Raw genomic sequence first — 24,975 nt, 5'->3', positions numbered from 1 at the left:
CTAGGCCTCCTTATGGTTGGGCTGAGGTCCGGACATGCCGGACACTTCGGCTAGACACACTGTGGCAGGTGGATCGAATGCTGTCACCGGTGGAACGGCGCCTTCAAATCGCGACACCTCCACCAGCGTCGAATTGCAGGTCGGCGATTGCGCAAGGCGCGATGTACCGCGATCGGCTGTCAGGACATTCGGATTGCCGTGCTTTTCCAGGCTGTGCGGCTGTCCAGGCTGCGAGGGATCGAACCAGGCGCCGGTGGGCAATTGGACGACGCCCCTGATCACGCCATCCGTCAGCACGGCGCCCGCAAGGCAGGAGCCACGCTCGTTGAAGACGCGAACGACCGCTCCGTCCACGATGCCACGCGCCGCGGCATCCACCGGATTGATCCACAGCGGCGCGCGACCCGACACCTTGCCGGCGCGGCTGACCGAGCCGTGATCGTACTGGCTGTGCAGCTTGTCGGCCGGCTGCGGGGACAGGAGATGCAGCGGAAACCGGCCGGCAAGATCGCTTCCCAGCCACTCTCGAGGCTCACGCCACACGGCATGGCCAGGGCAGTCGTCATAGCCGAAGGCCTCGATCGTCGCGGAAAAGAGTTCAATGCGGCCTGACGGCGTCGCCAGCCGGTGCCGCTCCGGATCGGTGCGGAAGGCGCCAAGCAAGGTCTGTGACGTGACCTGCCTGGCAAGATCGGCGTGTCCGTCCTGCCAGAAGCGGCCGAAGGACGGCATATCGACTCCGGCCGCAGCGGCATTTTCGCTGGCCTGCTGGTAAAGCAGTCGGATCCACTCTTCGGCTCCGCGCCTCTCGGTAAAGGCATCGCTGGTGCCGAGCCGCGCCGAAAGAGCGGCGAAGATGGCGAAATCGTCGCGCGCTTCCCCGACGGGATCGATCGCCTGTTTCATCGCGACGACCAGGTTTTCCCGGTTCGAGAAGGCGAGATCGTTCCGCTCCAGCGGCGTTGTAACCGGCAGCACGATATCTGCATGGCGCGCCGTCGCCGTCCAGAAGGGTTCATGGACGATCACCGTTTCGGGACGTTGCCATGCCTCGACGAGGCGGTTCAGGTCCTGATGGTGGTGGAATGGATTGCCGCCGGCCCAGTAGACCAGCCTGGTATCCGGATAGGTCATCGCCGCGCCGTTGAAGTCGAAGGCGCCGCCTGGATCGAGCAGCATGTCGGCCACGCGCGCGACCGGGATGAAGTCCGGCACCTGGTTCCTGCCTTGCGGCAGGGATGGCCACCGAAATCCCATTTCCGGGCGACCGGCGCCGTTTGTCGAGGAATAGCCGAAGCCGAATCCGCCGCCCGGCAATCCGACCTGTCCGAGCAGTGCCGCAAGCGTGATCGCCGCCCAGTAGGGCTGTTCGCCATGGTCGGCGCGCTGCAGCGACCAACTGACCATTAGCATAGTGCGTTTGGCGGCCATTTCCCTGGCCAAAGCGAGCATTGTTTCCGTGGCGACGCCGCTCAGCGCGGCGGCCCAGGCGGGGTCCTTCGGCTGGCCGTCGGCTTCGCCCATGACATAGGCCCGCACCGCCTCGAACCCAGTGCAATAGCGTGCCAGGAACGCCCCGTCGTGGAGACCCTCGTCGATAAGGACGTGGCACAGGGCGAGCATCAGGGCGGTGTCGCTGTTGGGCCGCAACCGCAGCCATTCGCTCTCGACGCCACGCGGTGCGTCGTCACGTACCGGTGAGACATTGATCAGCCTGGCCCCGTTGCCGACCGCGTTGCGCAAGGCCGCCATTGCCTCGTGACGGGCCGAACCACCGCCCTGGATCTGTGCATTGCGCCAGGGCAGGCCACCAAAGGCGACGATCAGCTCGCTATGGCTTTCGATCCCGTCCCAGGTGGAATGATTGCCGGTCAGTCCATCCGTGCCGCCAAGCACATGCGGCAGGATGACTTCGGCCGCGCCGTAGGAATAGCTGAGCACCGAGCTCGTATAGCCGCCGATCGTGTTGAGGAAGCGATGGACCTGGCTTTGCGCGTGATGGAATCGCCCCGCGCTCGCCCATCCATAAGAACCGGCATAGATCGCGGCGTTTCCGTGCTCGACGCGGACGCGCTTCAGTTCCGCCGCCACCATATCAAGCGCGGTTTCCCAGGGAACTTCGACAAAAGCCTCGCCGCCGCGCCTGCCCGCCGGCTTGGACCTGTCGCCCTCCAGCCAACCGCGCCTGATGGCGGGACGAGACACGCGAAGATGTCCTTGTACCGTGTCGAGCATGGACTTGCCGATCGGCGAAGGATCGGCGTCGCCGCTCCATGGCTCGACGCCAACGAGCCGGCCGTTCTCGGCACGGACTTCGTAGGTCCCCCAATGCATGGTGGTGAGCAGCGTCTCGGACTCCATAGGACAGCTCGGCGATGCATTGTCCCGCGCCAACGATCGCCGGTCAGGCCGGAGTGCGACTGGCCTTGGCCTGACGGCGAAAGCGCCAGCCCCTTGCGGGGCTGGCAAATGCGGGACGGGCTTGTCTCCTCCCGCTTACGCCTTGGATGCCTTTTCGAGGAACAGCTGCGACATGGCTGTCGGCTGCACTCCGGTCACGCCCTTGGCCGTCGCCGTCAGATAGTCGTAGAAATAACCGAAGATGACAGGCGTTTCCTCGAGCAGGAGCTTCTGGATCTTGCCGGCATCCGCCTTCTGCGCTTCGAGGTCGAGCGCGGCGATATAGCTGGTCGCCAGCGCGTCATAGTCCTTGTTCTTGAAGTGCGCGGCGTTCCAGGTGCCGTCGCTCTTCAAGGGTGCCGCGAGATAGACATTCGGCACGCCGCGATGGCCGTAGTCGGTGATGCCCATCGCCGAATCCAGCCAGTTCGATTTGCCGAACACCGCATCGCCGTAATAGGCGCCCTGGTCGAGGATGTTGAGCTCGAGCTGGATACCGATCTCCTTCACCCAGTTCTGGATGAGCTGCGCGTATTCGGGGATTTCGAGATAGCGCTCGGTGGTGAGCGTCATCTTGAAGCCTTGGCCGACGCCGGCGGCTTCCATCAGTTGCTTGGCCTGCGCGATGTCCTGCTTGCGCTGCGGCACGCTGGCGTCTGTCGAGGGGTAGACGGCGGCGAACGGGCTGTCATTGCCGAGCGCCGAGCGTCCCTTCATCAGACCGGCGGCGAGCTTGTCGCGGTCGAGGCAGAGCGCGATGGCGCGGCGCACGCGGGCATCCTTGGTCGGGCCTTCGTCGCAGTGCATGTGCAACTGCTGATGCGCCGACGACTTCAGGCTGATGATGTCGACATTGGGGTCGTTGAGCAGCGCCACGCCCGACAGGACCGGCATCTGGTTGATGATGTCGATCTGACCGCCCTGCAGCGCCAGGATCTGTGGCTGCATGTCGGCGAAGAAGGTGAATTCCGTGCGATCCGGCAACGCCTTTTCGCCCCAATAGTCCTCGTTGCGGACGAAGGACGCGCCGACCTTGGCGGTGTACTTCTCGACCTTGAACGGACCGGTGCCGTCGAAGCTCTTTTCGTAGTCGCCCTTGTAGGTCGCCGGGATGATGACGGCGTTGTAGTTGTCGGACGACAGCATGTAGGGGAAGTTGCCGTTCGGCGCATCGAGGTGGAACTCGACCGTATAGTCGTCGACCTTCTTGGAGGCGCCCTTCTGCAGAATGCCGGTGAAGACCGACAGCGCGTTGGACGAATTCGCAGGATCCGCGAGCCGGTCGATGCTGGCCACCACGTCGTCGGCCTTCATCTCGCCGCCCGAATGGAACTTCACGCCCTTACGCAGCTTGAAGGTCCACACCGTACCGTTGTCGTTCGGCTTCCAGCTTTCGGCCAGCGCCGGCTTGAGCACGAGGTCGGGACCGTCGACACACAGGAATTCGGCAACCTGCTGCATGACCAGCAGGCCGCCGGCGTCTGCGATGGTCACCGGATCGATCGTCGCGGCCGGCACGCTGCTGCCGACGCGAATGGTGGCGCCGGGCGCCCCGGCGCGAGCGAGCGACGGCATGCCGCCAAGGCCGGCGGCCGTGGTGATGCCGCCCAGGAGCGGCAGCGACAGGCCGAGCAGGCTGCCGTGGCGGATGAAGTCGCGGCGGCTGACGCGACCGTCGACGAGGCCGTCGATGAGATGGTTTTCGAGCGGCGAGCGGCCACGCCGCAGCAGATCGAGAATGCGGTAATTCTTCATGGGTCTAAGCCCTTTCCCCAGTTGTTGTGGTTGGCGAGTGCAGTCAAATTGACGAGTTCCGTGGAGTTCTCCTGTTCCCGGCCCTCACCAATATCGGTCGATGGACTGTAGCATGCGGCTCCGACCGGTCCATCCGCTCGTTGGGATGGAAAAGTCAGATTTTCTTGATGAATTGTCTGTCGGCCAGGCGACCAGTAGTCGCCTTTTTCCCGATAAATCCTGCTTGCTTTTCGACATCCCTCCTAATTCAGCGGCAGTCTGCGATACGTGCCGGGTTTTTCCGGGTCGTGATATTTGTTGCAGGGACCGTTTTCGACGAAATCGCGATGGCAGGCGGCAAGCCGCTCCTGCGACAGCGTCACGCCGAGGCCGTGGCCTTCGGGAACCGGCACGGTATTGTTCTCGGGCGCGAACGGGCCTTCCTCGATGATGTCTATCGGCTGCATGCGAAACAGCGACTGATTGGGCTCCCGAATCCAGCCCAGCGCGGCGCACAGATGCAGGTAGCAGGCGCTGCCGACGCCGGTGTCGCCGCTGTAGCACCAATAGTCGATGCCGGCATGCTCGCAGGCGCCGACGAAGCGCAGCATGCGATTGATGCCGCCATGCGCCGTCGGGTTGCCGACAAAGGCGTCCGGCACCTTCAGCTCCGTGGCGCGGGCGATATCGATATTATGGGTCGAGAACGGGATCGAGGTGTGGCGCCGCAGCCCCCGCATCTCCTCGGCTGTAGCCACCGGGTCCTCCCAGTTGCGCACGCCAAGCTCCTCCAGCGGCCGCGCCAACTGCCTGGCGGTCGCCAGCGAATAGGCCTGGTTGGAATCGATGCGGATCATCACCGCGTCGCCGAGCCTTTTGCGGATCAGCTCGACCATATTCATCGAGACTTTAGGGTCCTGCGTCGAGAATTTGCCTTCGAAGAAGGTCGTGCCGTGACGCTGATGGAGTTCGACACAGTAGTCGGCGACCGCTTCCGGCGTCTTCTCGCCCTTCACCTTGGCCCCATCGCCGCGCAATGAGAAATAGTCTGTGAACGGGATGTCCTTGCGCACGGCGCCGCCGAGCAATTGGTAGAGCGGCTGCTGCCACGCCTTGCCGCGCAGGTCCCACAGCGCCATTTCGATAGCGCCGAAAGCCATGATGCGGGTGCGGTCGTTGATCGATTGCACACCGCTCCAGAAGGGCAGGCAGACCGCCTCGGCGCCGGCAATGTCGAAGGCGTCGCGACCCGCGAGCCGCGGCGCCAGAATGTCGTTGATGATGGCGGCGGCTCCAGGCGTCGGCGCCTCGCCGATGCCGGTGAGCCCGTCCTCGGTCTCGACTTCGACAATGGTCGGCGAAAAACCGTCGAGCTCACCGAACACCCAGACGTAGGGCGCTTCCAGCCGGTAGTTGATCGGCGTTGCCTTGATGCGTTTGATCTTCATGTTCGGCCGATCTCGAAGAAGGGTTCGCCAAGCAGGCTCGGATCCACGTCGATGCCGAGGCCGGGGCCGTCGGGGATGCCCATGTGGCTGCCGGTCACCGGCGGTGCATTCCTGGCCGTGCGCACCGTCACCCATTCGTGGAAAGCGATGGCGTGCAGTCGGCGCTCGGCCGGCGTCGACAGCGACAGATGCGCCATCGCGGCCGTATCGATCTCCGCGCCGCCGGTATCCTCGACCGTGATCATGAAGCCGAGATCGACGGCGACGTCGCGGATCAGCCGTGCCTGCGTCACGCCGCCCAGCCGCGATATCTTCAGCGTCAATCCATCGGCGGCACCGCGGCGGTGGATTTCCAGCATCTCGCCGAGCGAGGTGACGGATTCATCCAGCACCATCGGCTTGTCGAGCATGCGGCGCACCGACATGTTTTCATCGAGCGTCGTGCAGGGCTGCTCGAACGTGTAGTCGATGCCACGCGTCGCGTCGGCGAACTGGCGCGCCTGATAGGGCGTCCAACCGGCATTGGCGTCGCAGAAGATGACCGTGCCCTTTGGCACGGCCGAGGCCACCGTCGTCACGCGCTCGATATCGTCATGCACATTGCCGCCGACCTTGACCTGCAGGCGGCGGCAGCCTTCGGCGATGATCCGCTTGGCCAAAGCCGCCATCTGGTCGAGCGTGCCGTGGGTGACGACACGGTAGGTCTCGGCCATGTCGCCCTCACGGCCGCCAAGCATGGTCACCAGCGGCACGCCGGCGGCGCGCGCCGCCAGGTCCCAGCACGCCATGTCGAGCGCTGACTTGATGTAGGGATGGCCCTTGAACACGGTGTCCATCAGCCGGCCGATGCCGGCCAGCCCGCGCGGATCCTGGCCGATGAGGTGCGGTGCGATCTCCGGCACGCCGGCCCTTGTGCCGGCCGGAAAGGCGGCCGAGTAGAAATTGCCGAGCGGCGCCATCTCGCCCCAGCCGGTCACGCCGCTATCGGAGGTGATGGCGACTATCACCGCGTCGAAGCAGTCGGCCACGCGCCCCTTGGACATGCGGTAGGGGCCGTCCACGAAGGGCTGCACGACGTGATAGGCCTTGATGGTTTCGATCTGCACGTGTCTGTCCGTTGGCTAGGATGTTAGGGGGTGGTCAGGCGCCCTTCGACGGACGCTGTTCGAGGCTGCGCGCGTAGGAGAGCAGCTGCTCGAAGTCGAGATTGATATGCTCGCGGGCGTGACGCTGGGCCGCGCGCATGTCGGTGCCCTTGAGCAGCCGTACATAGGTTTCGTGGACGTCCTCCGCCGGCACCGGCTCGTTGCGTGCCTGCTGGTGCAGCGCGAAATACATCTGCAACCGGCTGATCAGCCTTTGCCAGGTTTCCAGAAGCACCGAATTGTCGGCCCATTCGTAGATCAGGCCGTGCAGTTGCAGGGCGGACTCGATCTGCCTTGTGGTGTCGAGGTCGCGTGTCGCCTGTTTGACCGCTTCATGGCGCCGGTCGAGTTCGTCGAAGAAGCGCCGGTCGCGCTGCGGCCATGTCTGTTCGATGGCGAACTCGTCCAGCACCTTGTTCAGCGAATAGGCATCGTCGATGTCCTTGGCGGTCACATCGATGACGAAGGTGCCCGCATAGGGGATGCTGGTCAGGATGCCTTCCTGCACCAGCTCGCGCATCGCTTCGCGCAACGGTGCGCGGCTGACCCGCATCTGTTCGGAAATCCTGAGTTCGTTGAGCTTCTGGCCGGGTTCGAGCTGGCCGGTCAGGATCGCGCGCCGCAGCAGCGCCACGATTTCGGCGCGACGCGTCGTATCGGCAATCGGGCTGAACTCCGTCTTCACCATCCGACCCACTCCAGCGAGAAGAGAGAGCAAGACAATCAGATTGTCGACAATCTAACAAGAGGCTGTCGCAGGTTTTTTCGTCTTCGACGACAGCCGGGTCGATCTGGCCGGGAGGGATCAGGCCGCACGGCCGTAGAAGCCGACACGCTCTTCCTCGCTGAACATCACGCCTGGCTTCTCATAGTAGGAGAACACCGCGATCATCCGCTCGCGCTCGCCTTCGACCGTGGTGACGCGGTGCGCCGTGTTCTTGCCTCGAAACACATTCAGCGTGCCGGGCTTCATGCGCAGGATCCTGGCGTCGGGATCGCGCCCTTCGAGCAGCCTGGCGACGCCGTCATAGTTGGGGTCCTCGTCCGATCTGAGATCGGTGCGGTATTCCAGGTCGCCGCCGCGCTCCGCCTGCTGCAAAAGCAGCGTTGTGGTGAATTCCGAGCGGTCGAAGTGCCAGTTCAACGCTTCGCCGGCGCGATAGGCCATCACATTCGTGCGTGCCAGCGGATCCTGCATGACATGCAGTCTTGCCTTGCCCATCGTTGCCGCGAGGAAGCGCACCAGCGGTTCGTATTCGTAGATCGCCATCACCGTGCTGTCAGGTATCTGGTCGGCGCAGACGGTGTGGCTGATGGTTTCCACCGTGCGCAGCGCGGGATGGTCGGGTGCCAGTTCGGGAATGCTGGGCTTGAAGTAGATGTTGTGCATGCGCTTGTGGACATGGGACTGCGTGTCCATCACCGGCTTGATTTCGCGCACGGCCCTGTCGGCGACGCCCGGTCGCAGAAAGCCTTCGAGGTTGAACATGCCATCGGCTTCGAGCGCCGCGATGGACTGTTCGACGAGACGGTGCCATTCGGGGCTGCCTTCGCGGTCGAGCGGATAGCGGTCGAGATCGAGAATGTCTTTCATGTGATGTGCTCCAGGGTTGGGCACAGAAGACGGCAAAAAATTCTTTCTCTCAACGCCGAAAATTATTAGGATTGGCCAAGAAAAACTTTTGGAGTTCGATGTGGATCGGCTGCCGCCGCTGAATGCGATCAAAGCCTTCGAGGTCGCTGCCCGGTCCGGCAGCTTCACCCTGGCGGCGACGGAGCTCGGCGTGTCCTCGGCGGCGGTCAGCCAGCAGATCCGCAATCTCGAAACTTGGTTCGGCAAGCAGCTTTTCGTACGCACGGGCAACCGCATCACACTGACCGATGCCGGCCATGCCATCTATCCGCAGACGGCGCGCGCGCTCGGCGACATTGCCGCGATCGGCCAGCGCATGCTGGAAGGCAGCCTGAGGACACGGCTTGTCGTCAGTGTGCCGTTCTCGCTGGCCGAGCTGTGGCTGGCGCCGAGACTGGCCTTACTCCTCGAGGCCTTCCCGCATATGGCGATCGACGTGCGCGCCGAAGACGATCCGATCGACCCGATGCGCTGGAATGTCGACGTACGTATCAGCTACGGCGACTATCACTATCCCGGCCTGCGGATGGTCCGCCTGGTCCATGACGAGGTGCTGCCGGTCTGCGCGCCGGACTTCTGGCAGCGGCACGGCAATGGTGATGCGAGCCTAGCCGATTTGCATGAGAGCCAGTTCATCCATACCAATTGGGGACCAAACTATGCCTCGCATCCGAGTTGGACGGATTGGTTCGCGGCATGCGGATCCAGCCGGTCGCCCGACCCGTCGCATGGCCGCCGCGTCGGCCTGTCGAGCCTGGCGATAACCTCGGCGCGGTTGGGCCTCGGCATTGCGCTTGGGCAACGGGTGATGGCCCAGGCCGATCTCGATGCGGGCCGGCTGATTGCGCTGTCTGCTGTTTCGGTGCGCCTGGGGCATCCCTATTGCGCCTTCATGCCGGCGGCAAAGGCCGATCGCGCCGACGTCGTCGCCCTGGTCGGTCTGCTCGTGAAAACGGCGCCCGCGACCTGAGAAAAGGTCGAGGGCGCCGCGCGGAAACCGGGCCTGCGGGGGAGTCAGGTAGCCGGTTTCTGTGGGAGGGGCGAGATCGGCATTCCGGGGCCGATCTTCTGCAGATTGCCTGTGATCACCTGATCACCCTCGGCGACGCCGCTGAGGATGGCGATCATGTCGCCGCTGGTTGGCCCCAGCGAAACCAGTCGCTGGTCGACCGTATTGCCCTTGCCGACGACATAGAGATATTTGCCGAGCTGGCTCGACCCCAGTGCCACCTGCGGCACCATCAGCGCATCGGGCTGTTGTTTGACGTGCAGCCGCACGCGCACATACTGGCCAGGCAGCAGGTTGAATTTGGCGTTACCGATGGTGGCGCGCGCGGTGATCGTGCCCGTCGAGTGATCGATCGTGTTGTCGATGAAGGTGAGCTCGCCCTTCTGGTGGGCTTCGGTCTCGCCCGGCAGCAGGACTTCGACCTCGATCGGGCCGGCGGCGCGGGCTTCCTCGATCTGCGCCAGGTCCGTCTCGCTCGGATTGAAGGTGACATAGATCGGATCGAGCTGCACCAGCGTGTTCAGCACGGTGCCGGCAACGCTGACCAGCGTTCCCACGGACGCCTGGTTGCGGCCCAGGCGCCCGGGGAACGGCGCATGGATTTCGGCGTAGCCCAGATTGAGCTCTGCCGTGCGCACGGCCGCCTGGTTGAGCGCCAGCGACGCCTGCGCCTCGCGCAAGGTCGAGGTGCGCTGGTCGAAGCTGTCCTTGTCCAGGTAGCCGCTCTTGGCGAGCTCGGTGCCGCGGCCGAGATTGGACCGCGCATAGTCGAGCGTTGCCGTGTCGCGCTGCACCTGCGCTTTCGCCTGGTCAAGCGCGGCCTGGAAGTCGTCGGGCGAGATCTTGTAGAGCAGGTCGCCCTGGCGGACATCGGCGCCGTCTTGCGCCGTCTGTTCCTGCAGGTAGCCGGGCACGCGCGCCTGTAGCGTGATGCTGCGGATTGGCTCGGTCCGGGCGGCGTAGTCGAGGTAGATCGGGATCGTCTTCTTCACCACGCTCGCCACCGGCACCGGCATCACGAACGCCGCTGGAGCCGGCGTTGCCGCTCCGGCGCTGCTGGCGCTGAGCCTGAGGTTGCCCATGTCGAGCAGGTGGACGCTGGCGACCGAGATAGCACCCAGCGCGACAGCTGTTCCCAACGCGATTTTCCATTTACGCATGATCAGTCTCCAATCTTATTCAGCCGCTTGCGCCAGGGGAGGGAAGGCGGGTTCGGCCGTTGGTTCAGTGTGTCGGGAAGCAGGCTCTTCGCCGCCGCGCCGTTCGCGGAACTGTTCGATGACGGCGTAGAAGACCGGCACGAACACCAGCGACAGGATGGTGGCCGCCACCATGCCACCGAAGACCGTGGTACCGATCGACTGGCGGCTGGCGGCGCCCGCGCCGGTGGCGAACATCAGCGGCAGCACGCCGAGGATGAAGGCGAACGCCGTCATCAGGATCGGCCGCAATCTCAGCCGCGCGGCCTCCATCGACGCCTCGACGATGCTGAGGCCCTCCTCGCGCCGCCGTCTGGCGAACTCGACGATCAGGATGGCGTTCTTGGCCGCGAGACCGATCAGCATGACGAAGCCGATCTGCGAGTAGACGTCGATTTGCATGCCGCGCGCCCAAAGTGCGGCGAACGCGCCGAACAGGGCGAGCGGCACCGCCAGCAGCACCATGAACGGCATCGCCCAGCTCTCGTATTGCGCCGCCAGGATCAGGAAGACGAAGACGATGGCGAGCGCGAAGACCACCGATGCGATCGACCCCGCTTTCAGTTCCTGGAAGGTGATGCCGGTCCATTCGAAGCCGAAATCCCTGGGCAGCGCGGTGGCCGCGGCCCGTTCCATGGCGGCGACCGCCTGGCCCGACGAGAAGCCGGGAGCGGCGCCGCCATTGATGGTGGCCGAGGCGTTGTTGTTGTAATGCGGCACGGTTTCCGGGCCGACGAACGGCACGAGCTTGCCCAGCGTCGAGAGCGGCACCATGCCTCCGGAAGCATTGCGCACATAGAGCCGAGAAATGTCGGCGGCACCCGCACGTGAATCCTTGTCGGCCTGGATGGTCACCCGGAAAGTACGGCCGAACAGGTTGAAGTCGTTCACATAGAGCGAGCCGAGATAGATCTGCAGCGTGTTGAAGACGTCGGGCAGGCTGAGGCCGAGCAGCTTCGCCTTGGCGCGGTCGAGGTCGTAGTTGAACTGCGGCGTCGAGGTCGAGAATGGCGAGAACAGCTGCTGCGGATTGATTTCCGGTTGCTTGCGCGCCTCGGCGATCACCGCTTGCGTGGCGTCGTTGAGCGCGGTGCTGCCGCGCCCGGTCAGATCCTCGACGACGAATTCGAAGCCGCCCGTCGTGCCGATGCCGGGGATGGAGGGCGGATCGAAGGAAAGCGCGAAGGCCTCCGGAATCTGCATCAGCTTGCCGCGCACGTCGGCGACGAGCTTCGACGCACTCTGGTCGGGACCGCGTTCTTCCCAGGGTTTCAGGATGGCGAACTCGACCGCCGAATTCGACTGCGCCGCGCTGGTCAGGAAGTTCAGGCCGCTGATCGAACCGACGATGTCGACGCCCGGTGTTGCCTGCAATATGTCGCGCGCTTGCTTGGCCACCGCGTCGGTGCGCTCCAGCGAGGCGCCGTCCGGCAACTGGATGACGACGAAGAAGTAGCCCTGGTCCTCGACCGGAAGGAAGGTCGAAGGCAGTTTCTGCCAGACGAAATAGGTGGCGACCAGTCCGGCCGCGAACAGGCCGAGCATGATCCAGCGCAGGCGGATGAGGAAGCGCACGCCATGCGCATAGGCATGCGACAGCTTGTCGAAGCCCGTATTGAACCAACGGAACAGCACGAACGGCTCGCCATGGCGATGACGCAGGAAGGCAGCACTGAGCGCGGGGCTCAACGTCAGCGAATTGAAGGCGGAGATGCCGACCGAAATCGCTACTGTCAGTGCGAACTGGTTGTATAGCCGCCCGGAGACACCGGGAATGAACGCAACCGGTATGAACACCGCCATCAGCACGGCCGTCGTGGCGATGATCGGACCGGTTACCTCGGCCATTGCGGCTTTCGTTGCCGCCAGCGGCTTCAGTCCGGCCTCCAATTGTCGCTCGACATTCTCGACCACCACGATGGCGTCGTCGACGACGAGGCCGATCGCCAGCACCATGCCGAGCAGCGACAGCATGTTGAGCGAGAAGCCCATCATCTCCATGACGACAAGCGTCGCCACCAGCGACACCGGAATGGCTATGGTCGGGATGATGGTGGTCCGCCAGCTCTGCAGGAAGATGAAGACGACGGCAACAACCAGCACCAGGGCCTCGCCGAGCGTGACCAGCACGTCATGCATCGAGGCCGAGACGAAGCGCGTCGTATCGTAATGCATCGCATAGTCGACGCCCTTGGGGAAACGCGCCGACAGTTCCTGCATCTTGTCCTTGACGCGCTGCTGGAGGTCGAGCGCGTTGGAGCCGGGCATCTGGTAGACGGCAAGCACCACGGTCGGGTCCTTGCCGAAGAAGGCCGAGGACGAATATTGCAGCGCGCCGAGTTCGATGCGCGCGACGTCGCGCAGCCGCACCAGCGAACCCGTATCCGTGTTGGCGCGCACGACGATGTCGCCGAACTCCTTCGGATCGCTCAACCGGCCGACGGCATTGACCTGCATTTCGAAGGCCGTGCCGGCGGGCGCCGGCGACTGGCCGATCTTGCCCGCCGCCACCTGAACGTTCTGCTCGGCGATGGCGTTCTGGACGTCGACCGCGGTGATCCCGAGATTGGCGAGCTTGTCCGGATCGAGCCAGACGCGCATCGAATAGCGACGTTCGCCGAAGATCTGCACGTCGCCGACGCCCGGCAGTCGCTTCAGCGGATCCACCACCTGCAGATAGGCAAGGTTGGAGAGCGCCACCGGATCGATGGAACTGTCAGGCGAGGTCAGGTTGACGATCAGGACGAAATTCGGGTTCTGCTTCTTGATCGTCACGCCGCCCTGGTTGACGATCGCCGGCAACGAGGAGGCCGCCTGGCTGACGCGGTTCTGGACGTCGACGGCGGCGGTGCTCAGGGAATAGCCGACATCGAAGGTGATGGTGATGGTCGACGAGCCGTCATTGGAGCTCGTCGACGACATGTAGGTCATGCCTTGCACGCCGTTGATCTGCTGCTCGAGCGGCGTCGTCACCGTATCGGCCACCACTTGCGCGCTGGCGCCCGGATAGTGGGCGCTGACAACCACCTGCGGCGGCGTAATGTCGGGGAACTGCGAAACCGGGAGCAGGAAGTAACAAATCGTCCCGGCGAGCACCATGATGATGGCGATCGCGGAGGCGAAGATCGGACGGTGGATGAAGAAGTTTACCACGACACGCACGCCTCTCCGGCTGCTCTTGCCCGCCCGAAGGCGTTGGCGACCCTGGACAACTGGCCGTTGTTGCGTTCACGGGTCGCTTCCCGTGAACGCAACAACGGCACCTCGCGACGCTGCCCGTCGGCAAGCGTGCGCAGCATCGTCTCGAAGGCGCGGGGGTCGACCCCATCTGCTTTCATGACCAGCCGGATCATCGGATCCCGGACGGCCTCATCTATGGTAAGATCGCGGCGCTGTGGCATTGGCCGGCTCCTTGTCTGTCGATTCGCAGCCCATGCTCGCGAACCGTTTTTCGTCTCTTCACCGGCCGAGGCCGCATGATTGGCAATGTTTTCGTCCATCTCGATCTGGTAGGACCAGGTCACGACCTTGTTATTGACGACGGACGCTATAGGTGTTACCAGTAAGTAACATTCTGGAAGTTACAGACCGGTAACACCCTAGTCAAGAGGTGGCCGAGGGATTTTTGGAAACGAAAGGAGATCATGATGACAGACGGCGTCGTGGAGCGCTCTCGTCCCCGGGATCGGATCCTGGAGACCGCGCGCGACATGTTCCACAAGCACGGCATCAAGGGCGTCGGCGTCGATGCCATTACCGAGGCTGCCGGCACGAACAAGATGACGCTCTATCGTCACTTCGAATCCAAGGACGATCTCATCGTCGAGTGCCTGCGCGCCAATGCGGCCAAGGCCGGGGCAATGTGGGAAGCGTTCGAGGCCGAATTTCCCGGTGACAAGCTTGCCCAGCTTCACGCCTGGGTCCGCAAGGCGGCAGCCATGCTGAACGCTGACGGTCGCGGCTGCGACATGGCCAATGCGGCGGCCGAACTGACCGAGCCGGACCATCCGGCCAGGCGCGTGATCAAGGAACTCAAGGAAGCCCAGCGCGAACGCCTGGTCGGTCTCTGCCGGGATGCCGGTATCGGCCAGGCCGAGCTTCTGGCCGATACGCTGTCGCTGCTGTTCGAAGGCGCGCGCGTCAGCGTGCAGACCGTGGGCACCGAGGGGCCGAGCACCCAGTTCGTGCGTATGGCCGAAGGGCTGATTGTTTCCTTCAGGGGCACGGCGGCGGGCTGACACCGGTTGGACCGCCGGGCCATCTCGCTGGGGCTTCATGCCCGTGGCCGGCCATGATTTTCCGTTGCCCGGAACGAAAAAAGCCCGCTGCCGGGAGGAGGTGGCAGCGGGCTCGATTTCGAATGTGGCGCGGGAGGAGGTGCACCCCATTCAGGGCCGGCATCGCATCTGGGAGGAGTAGATGGCCGACCACCAGAAGCTACGATCTGCCCAATGATTCGGCAATCACGAATAGTGCATAGCAGCTGTGCAGATTTGCCGTGTCGCCGGTGAAAAATCGCGAGATACGACCTCACTGCACCGGCACGTTCTCCCTGAAAATCAGCCGCGGCTCGATGAATTTGCGTGTCAGATAGGGCGCCGACGACGCGATCGAGCCGAGCAGTTGGATGACCGACTGCTCGGCGATCAGCCTGGCGTTCTGGTCGATGACGACGTCGGCGAGGTCGTCGACGAGATAGCCACGCGTCTCCCGCGTCAGGTCGTGGCAGATGAACACTGGCTTGCGGTTGGGTCTGGCTTCCCGGATCGCCCTGGCAATGCCGGAGCGCCCGGCGCCGACGCAATAGATGCCGAGCAGGTCCGGTTCGGCGTGCAGCGCCTTCATGGTCTCGGCATAGCTGGCGTCGGGCTCGTCATTGATCTCGACGGCGCTGCTGACGGTAAGGTTGGGAAACTCCTCGCCTAGCACAGAACGGAAGCCCATTTCGCGCTCCTCATGGCCGCGATAGGAGCGCGAGCCGACGACCATCGCCAGCTGCCCCTCGCGGCCGGCGAGGAAGCGTCCCATCAAAAGCGCTGCCGTCCGCCCCGCCACGCGATTGTCGATGCCGACATAGGCCGAGCGCGGTGCGGTCGGGATGTCGGACACCAGCGTTACCAGGCGGATACCGGCCTCGACCATGTCGCGCAGTATGTTGCGCGTGCGGGGATGATCGACAGCGATGACACCGACGCCGTTGGCCCGCAGCGACAGGTTTTCGACCGCTGTCTGCAGGGCATTGGGCGAGATGCCGGCAAGATTGTGGATTCGGCAGGACGCGACCAGCGGCAGCCGCGACGCATAGTCCTCGATATGCTTTGCCAGATCCTGCATGAAGGCGTTGGAGCCGATCGGCAGGAAGAATTCGAGGTTTGCCGGCTTCGAGGGAAGCGTCACCTGGTCGGCGACCGGCAAATAGCCGAGCTGCTTGGCGGCCTCCATGACGCGTTGCCGGTTGGCCGCACTCGCTCCGGGCCGATTGTTCAGCACTCTGTCGACCGTTGCGGTCGACAGCCCGCAATTCCTGGCGATGTCGGAGACGGTGGCCTTCATGCCGCGACCCTGTGCGTCGATGCCTCCCCTCAGTGCGCCGGCTTGCCGTCGGCGAGGGCGTCGCGAATGTCCTTGTCCGACATGCCGGTGATGATGCGCTCGACTTCCGTCACGGTTGTCGTCTTCGGATCGATGTCGTCGGCGACCACCTTGCCCCTGCGCATGACCACGATGCGGTCGACCACCTGGAAGACATGGTGGATGTTGTGCGCGATGAAGATGCAGGAATGGCCGGAATCGCGGGCATTGCGCACGAAGCTCAGCACGCCCTGTGTTTCGGCGACACCGAGATTGTTGGTCGGTTCGTCGAGGATGATCAGGTCGCTGTCGAAATGCATGGCGCGCGCGATCGCCACCGCCTGGCGCTCGCCGCCGGACAGAGAACCGATCGGCGTCGTCGGCGGGATGTTCTTGGAGATGCCGACCTGCTTGAGCAGGTCGCGGGCGACATTGTTCATTGCCTCCTGGTCCATGCGGTTGAGGAAGCGCGGCGGCTTGATCGGTTCACGGCCCAGGAACAGGTTGCGGGCGATCGACAGTTGCGTGACCAGGGCCGAGTCCTGGTAGATCGTCTCGATGCCATGGGCGATGGCGTCGCTGGTCGAGCGCAGCGTGACCTTCTTGCCGCGGATGAAGATATCGCCGCTGGTCAGCGGCACCGCGCCCGACAGAACCTTGATCAGCGTCGATTTGCCGGCGCCGTTGTCGCCCAGCAGGCCGACGATCTCCCTTTCATTGACATGGAAATTGGCGTCCACCAGCGCCTGCACGCGCCCATAGGACTTGCGGATGTTCTGCATGCGGATCAAAGGCTCGGCCATGGTTCAAGTCCCTGCCTGGTGCCGGCGTTCCAGCCATGAATGCAGCGCCATCATGCCAAGGATGATCGCGCCGATGAAGATGTTGTAGGCAAGGCCCGGCACGCCGATCAGCACGATGCCGTTGCGCATCACGCGCAGGATCAGGATGCCGAGCACCGTGCCGATGATGGTGCCGCGCCCGCCGGTCAACGCCGTGCCGCCGATCACCACCATGGCGATCACCTCGAGCTCGTAGCCGGTGCCGCTGTTGGGGTTGGCGGCGGATGTGCGCAGCGAGGAGATGACGCCGGCAAGCGAGGCCATGACCGACGACAGCACGAACAGGCCGACCTTGACGCGGTTGACGTTGACGCCGCGGGCGCGCGCCGCGTTAGGATTGCCGCCCGCCGCCTGGATCCAGTTGCCGGTCCGGCTTTGCGTCAGGACGTAGCCGAGCGCGATCGCCGCGGCGATGAACCAGAACAGCGACATGTAGATGCGAAACGGCCCGATGAAGAAGTCGCCGACCAGCGCCTCCGCCAGCCAGCTGCCCTCGGCGCTCCAGGTGCGCTGCGGGAACCCGTCGGTGATGAAAAGCGCGCTGCCGCGCACCACCAGCAGCATGCCGAGCGTCACCAGGAAGGACGGGATCTTGAGCTGCGTGACGAACCAGCCATTGACCAGGCCGATCAGGGCGGCGACCACCAGCGCGACGACGAAGCCCATCTCCAGCGAGGTGACGCCGGCATTGAACAGCGTCCACATCAGCACCGGCGAGAAGCCGAACAGGGAGCCGACGGACAGGTCGAATTCGCCCGACGTCATCAGCAACGTCATCGCCAGCGCGATCAGGCCGAGCTCGACGGTGAAGGCCAGCGTGTTGGAGATGTTCTGCGGCGACAGGAAATCGGGGTTGATGCTCCAGAAAACGGCGATTTCGACGACGAGCAGAACGAAAGGACCGAATTCCGGCCGCGCGATCAGGCGTTGAATGAGCGAATGATTTTCCACTGGGAACCCGCGACACGGTTGGAGCGGGCCGCGCTCTCCACCGCATCGGGCGGGCATGTCGCGGCGCTGGAAGATGTCCGGCGCCGCGCGACGATGCGCGGCGCCGGGATCGCGGATTATTTGCCGGACAGGATCTTGTCGTAGACCGCGGCGGTGTCCTTCTCATAGAGCGCGCCGGTGATGACGTTGAAGCCCGGAGGAATGCCTGACGCAGCCATGTTGGCGAGCGACAGGGCGACATAGCTGGTCGCCTGCGGGTCCTGCCACTGGCCGGCATTGACGTAGCCGTTCAGCACTTCCTGGGTGGTGTCGAGCGAGTTGCCCCAGCCGACAACCGGGATTTCGCCCGGCTTGACGCCGACCTGGTCGAACACGCGCTTGATCGAACCGGTGACGAGATCGCCGAGACCGATGATGGCGTTGACCTTACCCTTGTGGGCGGTGAGGTAGTCGACCATGCGGTTGATCACCTCGGCCTGGTCGAGCGTCGCTTCGGTCACTTCATAGGTGATGCCGAGCGGGCCGAAAACGCTCTTGATGCCTTCCTCTTCCTGCACGCCATAGGTGGCGCCGGGGATTTCGACCGGCATCCAGACGAAATCGCCCTTCTTCACCAGGCCCTTGTCGACCAGGTACTGCGCCCAGTGCTTGCCGAAGGTGACATTGTCGCCGCCGACATAGGCGTTGAAATTGGCCTTGGGATCGGGCGTGTTGAAGTTGATGATCGGGATGTTGGCCGCGCGTGCTTCCTTGACGATCTCGACAAGGCTGCCCGGATCGGGGCTGGTGGTGACGATGCCGTCGGCCTTGGCCGAAATGGCGGCGCGGACCGCTTCCTGCTGCGAGGCGACGTCGCCATTGTGGAACGAGGTGTTGACCGTGTTGCCGGTGTCCTTGGCCCATTGCTTGGCGCCGGCGAGGAAGTAGGTCCAGACCGGGTCGGCCGGTCCGCCATGTGAAACCCAGTAGAACGTCTTGGCCTGCGCGGCTGCCGGAACGACCGTCAGCGCGACCAGCAGGCCGTAAAGCACAAGTCTCAGTCTTGTCAGCATTTGATTTCCTCCCGGTTGAAGATGATCCGTCCCTTGTTCCGGCTTCAGCCGGATTGCCTCTTTTGCCAGCGCCGCTGGATGCCTCAAGAGCATCCCCTTTTTCGGCGGATGGCAAGCCTCCATCTGCAGATGTAGTTGGCGCCTGACGCGACGCCATCAACGAGCCCATCAGATCGCATCAGTTGGGATGATTTTTCCGGGCAGCCGGATGATTGCCGGCAGGCTCAGGCGAGTGGATCGTCGCGATGGTATCCGGTGCGCCGTTCGCGCCACAGCCGGATCAGCCGGTCGACCGCCAGCGCAAGCACGATCAGCGCACCGGTCGCGAAAGCGGCCCATATTGCGTCCACGCCAAGCAAGGTCATGGCGCTCAGTATTGTCTGCAGGACCAGCATGCCGATCGCGGCACCGATCACGCTGCCGCTGCCGCCCGAAAGCGGTGTGCCGCCGATGATGGCCGCCGCGATCGCCAGCGGTGCGAATGTGCCGCTGTCACCGGGAGCAACGGCGCCCTGGACGCCGATATGGATCACGCCGGCAAGTCCGGCCATCGCACCCATCAGCACCAGCGTCAACGCCCTGATATTGCCTGTCGGAATGCCGGCATGGGCGGCAGCCTGTGGATTGCTGCCCACAGCCTGGACCCGGTAGCCGAAACGGGTGCGGTGGAGCACGACATGCATCGCCATCGCCAGGACGACAAGGATGATGCCTGTCACCGGCACGATGGCGAACATGTTGCCCGACAGCGCGGCCAAGCCATCCAGGCCTGGCGGCGCGATGGTCTGTCCGTTGCCGACGACGAGCGACAGGCCCTGGATCATCCACCATGTGCCGAGCGTCACGAGCAGGGCCGGCAGACGCAGCGCGATCACCAGAAGGCCGTTGATCAGGCCGAGCCCGGCGCCGGCCGCGACGCCTGCCAGTGCGGCGAGCCAGGGGTTCGTTCCGGCAACCATGAGCAAGGCCGCGATGGTCGCCGCGAGATGAAACACAGCACCGGCCGAAATGTCGATCTGGCGGGACGCCAGGACGAACACAATACCGATCGCCAGCAGGCCGGGCAGCGCGGCCTGGCCCAGCACCGAGAGCAGGCTGGCGGGCTTGAGGAAGGAAGGGCTAAGCCAGCCGAGCAGCGCGACCAGCACGGCGAGCGCGATGACGGCACCCGTTTCCGCCGGCAGCCGGCGGCGGCGCCTGGGGGGATGGTTCGCCGAGCCGGCGAGCGGCGGTGCCGTATCGATACCGGTCATGCCGCGCTCTCCCGCTTTCCCCGAAGGCCTTCGTCCGTGGGCTGACCTGATGCGATCAGCGTGGCAAGCATGCCGATATCCATGTCTTCGCCGGCGATTTCACCGGCCAGCCTGCCCTGATGGAAAGCAAGGATGCGATCGCAAAGCCCCGTCAGTTCCGACAATTCGTTGGAATGCAGCAGCACGACGCAGCCGCTGGCCGCCATCTGCCGGATCAAGGCATAGATCTCCTGTTTGCTGCCGATGTCGATGCCCCGGGCCGGCTCGTCGAGCAGCACCACTTGCGGGCCGATTTCGAGCCATTTGGCGATTATCACCTTCTGCTGGCCGCCCGCTGACAGCGAGCCTGCCGGCATCTGCGGCGTGCTCCGGATGCGTAGTGCCTCGATCTGCCGTGCGGCCCGGTCGACCGCCAGTCCAGGCGAGTACCAGCGCGAACCCCAGTCGCGTGCGCCGACGACGACGTTCGCCAGATTGAAGGCGATGGACTTGTCGGGCATCAGGCCGTGGCCGCGTTCGCCTGAGATCATGCAGATGTTGCGCCGCGCCGCCTCTGTCCGGTTCCTGGGCACGCCGTCCCCGTCCGGAAAGCGCACCTTGCCTTCCCGCGGCCTGCGCTGTCCGAAAAGCGTGGCAAACAGCTCACGAATCCCGGAACCGGCCCGCCCCGCAAGCCCGACGATCTCGCCCGTGCGCGCCGTGAAGCTGACGCCGGACAGGGTACCGCCGCCAAGCCCGGTGACCGAAATCTGCGGCCGCAAGGCACCGCCAAGCGTCGGCAGGGCCCTGAGCGGCAGCGGAAACAGGGACTGGCGCAACTGACCGATCATGGCTTCCTCCGAAGCCGTCAAATCCTGGCGCGCCTTCGACAGCACGTCGCGGCCGTTGCGGATGACCGTCAACTGGTCGGCGATGGCAAGCGTGTCCTCCAGCCGGTTCGACGCGTAGAGCATGCTCATGCCCCTGGCCCTCAGCCCGCGCAGGACCGCGACCAGGCGCTCGACCTGGCGTTGATCGAGCGCCGAATTAGGGTCGTCGAGAATGAGCAGCCTGGGGTTTCCCAGAAGCGCGCGGGCGATCATGACAAGCTGGCGCTCGCCCGGGGCGAGATCGTGGAGCGGCGCATGGACGTCGATGGCGATGCCAAGCTGGCGAAGCAGGTCGCGGCTGCGCGCCTCCATTTCATGCCGGGAGACCAGCCCGTTGTGCAGCGGTTCGCGATTGATGAACAGATTGGCGAGCACCGGGCGTTCCATGAACAATCCGGGGTGCTGCAGGACCACGCCGACGCCCAGCTTCCGCGCCGCCTGCGGGCTGTCGATCGTCACCGGTTTGCCGTCGAATTCGATGATACCGCCATCCGGACGCACGATGCCCGCCAGCATCCGTGCCAGCGTCGACTTGCCGGCGCCGCTTTCGCCGACCACAGCGTGGATCGAACCACGCTCGATTACAAGGTTGAGGTCTTCGAGCGCGACCGTACCGCCAAAACGCTTGGCGGTGTTGCGCAGGCTCAGGATCGGCGAATCGGACATGCGGACGGCCCCCCGGCCAGAACCGCGATCTTGGAGCGGATTGCGGCCGCAGTCATCCGGTTGACGCGCAAATTTATGTTGATGGCAGCCTTTTACCGCAAACGCTGCTTGGAGAGCCGGCTAGAGGAGGCCGGCCCTGGCGAGATCGCGCATCAGATGGCTGGCGCCGTACGTCCAGTGCGGGCAATCCGGCGACAGCCGCACCCGGTTGACCAGCGCGCCGAATTTCTCCGACGAGATGGTGACGATGTCGCCGACCTTGTGCGTGAAACCCTTGCCCTTTTCGCCGCGGTCCTTCGACGGCACGAACATGGTGCCGAGATAGAGAGCCATGCCGTCCGGATACTGGTGATGCGGCCCCATGGCGGCGGCGACCAGTTCCTCCGGCGAGCGGCTGATTTCGGCCATCGAGCTTGCACCCTCCAGCGAAAATCCGTCCTCGCCCTCGACCTTCAGGCGCACGATGGCTTGCTTCACGTCGTCGATGGCGAACGTCTCGTCGAACAGCCGGATGAACGGGCCGAGCGAGGCCGAGGCGTTGTTGTCCTTGGCCTTGCCGAGCAGCAGCGCCGAACGGCCCTCGACATCGCGCAGATTGACGTCGTTGCCGATGGTGGCGCCGACGATCCTGCCGCTCGAGGCCGCGATCATGGCGATCTCCGGCTCCGGATTGTTCCAGGTCGACACCGGGTGAAGGCCGACATCGGCGCCGAAGCCGACCGAGGCCATGGGCTGGCACTTGGTGAAGATCTCGGCGTCGGGGCCGATGCCAACTTCCAGATATTGCGACCAGGCGCCGCGCGCAATCAGCTTGGCCTTGATCTCCATGGCCTCGGGCGAGCCGGGCTTGAGCTTCGACAGGTCATGGCCGATCAGACCGGCAATATCGGCACGGATGGCGTCGGCCTTCTCGGCCGAGCCGCGCGCCTGTTCCTCGATGACGCGCTCGAGCAGGCTGACGACAAAGGTGACGCCGGATGCCTTGACCGCCTGCAGGTCGACCGGGGAGAGCAGGTATGGCTTTGCCGGATCGCGGCTTGCCTCGAAACTGTTGGCCGCGATCTCGTCGAGCGAGCCGATCGGCCTGCCCTTGGCCGAGCGCACATGGCCGGCCGGGTCCCTCATCTCGCAGATGTCCCGCACGGTCGGCGCCGCGCTGGAGGTAATGTCGATGACGGTGCCGTCGCGCACTGTGACCACCCGGGGATAGGCGGCATCACCGCTCCCGGCACGCCCGACAAACAGGCCTTCGGTGGGCAGATGCGTCGGGTTGGTCATGCGGTGGGCTCCTCGAATGGGTCGAAATACGGCTTACCGGATCGGCGCGGCACTTTCACCGGATTCCGGTCAAACGTCTATCCCGCCGATGCTGGTCCAGAGCGTGATGCCGGCCGGCGGATCGCGATCTTCTCGCCAATGGAATTCCACTTGACAGTTTCACAAATATGAAAAAATCTTAGTCAATTTCAAATTTCACGGACAGGTCGATGTCGGCCATCATTGCAGCCAGAACGCCAGAGGCCCGGTCTTCGTCGGGTTTCCGGGCCACCATGTTGCTGCCCGGCGCATTGGTCACCTTCCTGCTCATCCTGTTCGCCCTTGGCCTCGTGCTGTTTCTCGCTTTTCGTGGCAATGACGGCTCGCTGCTCGGCGTCGGGCTGACTGTCGAAAACTTCGCCACCGTGGCCACCGATCCGCTCTACTGGACGGTGACATTGCGCTCGCTGGTCATTGCGGGCCTGGTGACGCTGGCGACTGTCGTCACCGCTTATCCCGTCGCCTACTACCTCGCCTTCCATGCCGGGCATCGGCGCGGCCTGTTGCTTTTCCTGGTCACGCTGCCGTTCTGGACCAGCTATCTCCTGCGCGTCTTCGCCTGGAAGATCGTGCTGGCTTATAATGGCGTCCTGAATTCGGCGCTGATCGAAAGCGGCATCTGGTCCGAGCCGACGCTGGCCTTCCTCAACACGCCGGCCGCCGTCGTCGTCACGCTCGCCCACGCCTACGCCCCTTTCGCCATCCTGCCGATCTATGTGGCGCTGGACACGATCCCGAAATCGCTGCTCGAGGCCGCTTCGGATCTTGGCGCGCGCCCCTTCACCGCGTTCCGCCGCGTCGTCCTGCCCAATTCGATGCCGGGCGTCCTGGCGGCCGCACTGGTGGTGTTCGTGCCGACGGTCGGCGACTACGTCACGCCGGCCATGGTCGGCGGCCCGGCCAGCACCATGATCGGCACGCTGATCCAGTCGCAGTTCGGCAAGGCCAATGACTGGCCGTTCGGCGCAGCACTCTCGGTATGCGTCATGCTGGTCATTCTCCTCGTCGTGCTGGTCGCGCGCGGCGCCGACCGACGTTTTGGCAGCCGCACATGAAAGCCCAAGGCACCACCACGACACGCGATGGCCGCTGGCTCGGCCTCTACGTGCTTGCCTATCTCGTCTTCCTCTATCTGCCCGTCCTCCTGATCCCGCTGTTTTCCTTCAACGATTCCATCCAGGCGGCGTTTCCGCTGCAGGGCCTCACGCTGCAATGGTATGCCACGCTCTACGGCAATCCGGCGCTTTCGGGCGCGCTCGTGAACAGCCTCGTCATCGGCGCCATCGCGGCTTCCGGCGCCACGCTGTGCGGCATCACCGTCTCCTATATGGACCTCTACGGGCGCTCGCCGCTTGCCGCGACGATCAGCACCATCGCGCGACTGCCGATCCTCATTCCCGGCGTCATCGTCGGCATATCGCTTTTGATCCTGGTCAACCTTGTCGGCCTCGGCCCATCGCGCGTCGCCATCGTGCTCGGCCACATATTGGTGGCGCTGCCGACCACCGTGGTCGTCATGCGCAGCCGTTTCGTCGCCATCCCCAGGACCGTCCGCGAGGCGGCCCTCGACCTCGGTGCCTCCGACTGGACGACGTTCCGGCGCGTCATGCTGCCGCTCAGCCTGCCGGCCGTGCTGTCGGCCTTCATGCTCGCCTTCCTGATCTCCTTCGACGAGTTCATCGTCGTCTTCTTCCTCGCCGGCACCGAGCCGACGCTGCCGCTCTACATCTGGAGCCAGCTGCGCTTCCCCCGGTCGCTGCCGACCGTCATGGCGCTGGGAACGGTGATCCTGGCCGTGTCCATCATCATCGCCGGCACCGCCGAAATCCTGCGCCATCGCGGGCTCGGCGGCGCGCGCCGCAATCCTGCATGAACCACAACAAACA

At 64.4% G+C, this 24,975-nt stretch carries 20 protein-coding genes; 4 read left to right on the top strand and 16 right to left on the bottom strand.

All coding sequences use genetic code 11. The features are described 5' to 3' along the window. From FJ967_RS20980 to FJ967_RS20955, 6 genes are all read right to left on the bottom strand, one after another. Positions 1–2,361 (bottom strand): molybdopterin guanine dinucleotide-containing S/N-oxide reductase, encoded by a 2,361-nt coding sequence (locus FJ967_RS20980; protein WP_140733727.1) that lies wholly within the window; start codon positions 2,359–2,361, stop codon positions 1–3. Between the two features lie 135 nt (positions 2,362–2,496). Then, positions 2,497–4,155: an ABC transporter substrate-binding protein gene (locus FJ967_RS20975; protein ID WP_140733726.1), complete on the bottom strand. Its 1,659-nt coding sequence runs from the start codon at positions 4,153–4,155 to the stop codon at positions 2,497–2,499. A gap of 242 nt (positions 4,156–4,397) precedes the next feature. Further along, on the bottom strand, positions 4,398–5,582 hold the full coding sequence (locus FJ967_RS20970; RefSeq protein ID WP_140733725.1) for a mandelate racemase/muconate lactonizing enzyme family protein: 1,185 nt from the start codon (positions 5,580–5,582) through the stop codon (positions 4,398–4,400). Beyond that, the gene (locus FJ967_RS20965) at positions 5,579–6,688 is read right to left on the bottom strand and encodes a mandelate racemase/muconate lactonizing enzyme family protein (protein WP_140733724.1); all 1,110 of its coding nucleotides are present in this window, start codon (positions 6,686–6,688) and stop codon (positions 5,579–5,581) included. Before FJ967_RS20965 ends, FJ967_RS20970 begins: the two co-directional genes overlap by 4 nt. A gap of 34 nt (positions 6,689–6,722) precedes the next feature. Next, the gene (locus tag FJ967_RS20960) at positions 6,723–7,415 is read right to left on the bottom strand and encodes a GntR family transcriptional regulator (RefSeq protein WP_140733723.1); all 693 of its coding nucleotides are present in this window, start codon (positions 7,413–7,415) and stop codon (positions 6,723–6,725) included. A gap of 117 nt (positions 7,416–7,532) precedes the next feature. Continuing rightward, positions 7,533–8,321 carry a 2OG-Fe(II) oxygenase gene (locus FJ967_RS20955; RefSeq protein ID WP_140733722.1) on the bottom strand — a complete coding sequence of 263 codons (789 nt, stop codon included), beginning with the start codon at positions 8,319–8,321 and terminating at the stop codon, positions 7,533–7,535. A 100-nt stretch (positions 8,322–8,421) separates the two neighbouring features. On the opposite strand from FJ967_RS20955, the gene FJ967_RS20950 reads away from it, so the two are divergent. Then, positions 8,422–9,330, top strand: coding sequence for a LysR substrate-binding domain-containing protein (locus FJ967_RS20950; protein WP_140733721.1), 909 nt, complete (start codon positions 8,422–8,424; stop codon positions 9,328–9,330). Positions 9,331–9,374: 44 nt separating this feature from the next. Here the strand turns inward: FJ967_RS20950 and FJ967_RS20945 are convergent, their stop codons facing one another. From FJ967_RS20945 to FJ967_RS20935, 3 genes are read right to left on the bottom strand one after another with little or no spacing between them, the layout of a single operon-like run. Beyond that, on the bottom strand, positions 9,375–10,529 hold the full coding sequence (locus FJ967_RS20945; RefSeq protein WP_140733720.1) for an efflux RND transporter periplasmic adaptor subunit: 1,155 nt from the start codon (positions 10,527–10,529) through the stop codon (positions 9,375–9,377). Positions 10,530–10,544: 15 nt separating this feature from the next. Next, positions 10,545–13,721 carry a multidrug efflux RND transporter permease subunit gene (locus FJ967_RS20940; RefSeq protein WP_140733766.1) on the bottom strand — a complete coding sequence of 1,059 codons (3,177 nt, stop codon included), beginning with the start codon at positions 13,719–13,721 and terminating at the stop codon, positions 10,545–10,547. Continuing rightward, positions 13,715–14,092, bottom strand: coding sequence for a hypothetical protein (locus FJ967_RS20935; protein WP_246675327.1), 378 nt, complete (start codon positions 14,090–14,092; stop codon positions 13,715–13,717). Before FJ967_RS20935 ends, FJ967_RS20940 begins: the two co-directional genes overlap by 7 nt. Before the next feature lie 123 nt (positions 14,093–14,215). Between FJ967_RS20935 and FJ967_RS20930 the strand changes: the two genes are divergently transcribed. Then, the gene (locus tag FJ967_RS20930; RefSeq protein WP_140733719.1) at positions 14,216–14,806 is read left to right on the top strand and encodes a TetR/AcrR family transcriptional regulator; all 591 of its coding nucleotides are present in this window, start codon (positions 14,216–14,218) and stop codon (positions 14,804–14,806) included. Positions 14,807–15,098: 292 nt separating this feature from the next. On the opposite strand, the gene FJ967_RS20925 is transcribed toward FJ967_RS20930, so the two are convergent. The 7 genes from FJ967_RS20925 to FJ967_RS20895 form a co-directional block, all read right to left on the bottom strand. After that, the gene (locus tag FJ967_RS20925) at positions 15,099–16,121 is read right to left on the bottom strand and encodes a LacI family DNA-binding transcriptional regulator (RefSeq protein ID WP_140733718.1); all 1,023 of its coding nucleotides are present in this window, start codon (positions 16,119–16,121) and stop codon (positions 15,099–15,101) included. A gap of 29 nt (positions 16,122–16,150) precedes the next feature. Next, the gene (locus FJ967_RS20920) at positions 16,151–16,942 is read right to left on the bottom strand and encodes an ATP-binding cassette domain-containing protein (protein WP_140733717.1); all 792 of its coding nucleotides are present in this window, start codon (positions 16,940–16,942) and stop codon (positions 16,151–16,153) included. Between the two features lie 3 nt (positions 16,943–16,945). Further along, a complete protein-coding gene (locus FJ967_RS20915; RefSeq protein WP_140733716.1) occupies positions 16,946–17,932 on the bottom strand; it encodes an ABC transporter permease in 987 nt (328 codons plus the stop codon). A 116-nt stretch (positions 17,933–18,048) separates the two neighbouring features. Continuing rightward, entirely contained in the window at positions 18,049–18,984 is a 936-nt protein-coding gene (locus FJ967_RS20910) for a substrate-binding domain-containing protein (RefSeq protein WP_140733715.1), read from the bottom strand. A 224-nt stretch (positions 18,985–19,208) separates the two neighbouring features. Beyond that, positions 19,209–20,237 (bottom strand): ABC transporter permease, encoded by a 1,029-nt coding sequence (locus FJ967_RS20905; protein WP_140733714.1) that lies wholly within the window; start codon positions 20,235–20,237, stop codon positions 19,209–19,211. Next, entirely contained in the window at positions 20,234–21,772 is a 1,539-nt protein-coding gene (locus FJ967_RS20900; protein ID WP_140733713.1) for a sugar ABC transporter ATP-binding protein, read from the bottom strand. Before FJ967_RS20900 ends, FJ967_RS20905 begins: the two co-directional genes overlap by 4 nt. 120 nt (positions 21,773–21,892) lie before the next feature. Beyond that, the gene (locus FJ967_RS20895; RefSeq protein ID WP_140733712.1) at positions 21,893–23,050 is read right to left on the bottom strand and encodes a fumarylacetoacetate hydrolase family protein; all 1,158 of its coding nucleotides are present in this window, start codon (positions 23,048–23,050) and stop codon (positions 21,893–21,895) included. A 209-nt stretch (positions 23,051–23,259) separates the two neighbouring features. Here FJ967_RS20895 and FJ967_RS20890 point away from each other — a divergent pair, with 209 nt between their 5' ends. Together FJ967_RS20890 and FJ967_RS20885 are read left to right on the top strand one after the other, a co-directional pair. Beyond that, positions 23,260–24,144 (top strand): ABC transporter permease, encoded by an 885-nt coding sequence (locus FJ967_RS20890; RefSeq protein ID WP_140733711.1) that lies wholly within the window; start codon positions 23,260–23,262, stop codon positions 24,142–24,144. Then, the gene (locus FJ967_RS20885) at positions 24,141–24,962 is read left to right on the top strand and encodes an ABC transporter permease (protein WP_140733710.1); all 822 of its coding nucleotides are present in this window, start codon (positions 24,141–24,143) and stop codon (positions 24,960–24,962) included. The genes FJ967_RS20890 and FJ967_RS20885 overlap by 4 nt, the downstream gene beginning before the upstream one ends. Positions 24,963–24,975: the final 13 nt, after the last annotated feature.

It is taken from the genome of Mesorhizobium sp. B2-3-4 (assembly GCF_006442315.1).
In the GTDB taxonomy this organism is placed as follows: domain Bacteria; phylum Pseudomonadota; class Alphaproteobacteria; order Rhizobiales; family Rhizobiaceae; genus Mesorhizobium.
The sequence above is the reverse complement of the archived record's forward strand: the minus strand, read 5'-3'. Positions and strand labels throughout refer to the sequence as shown.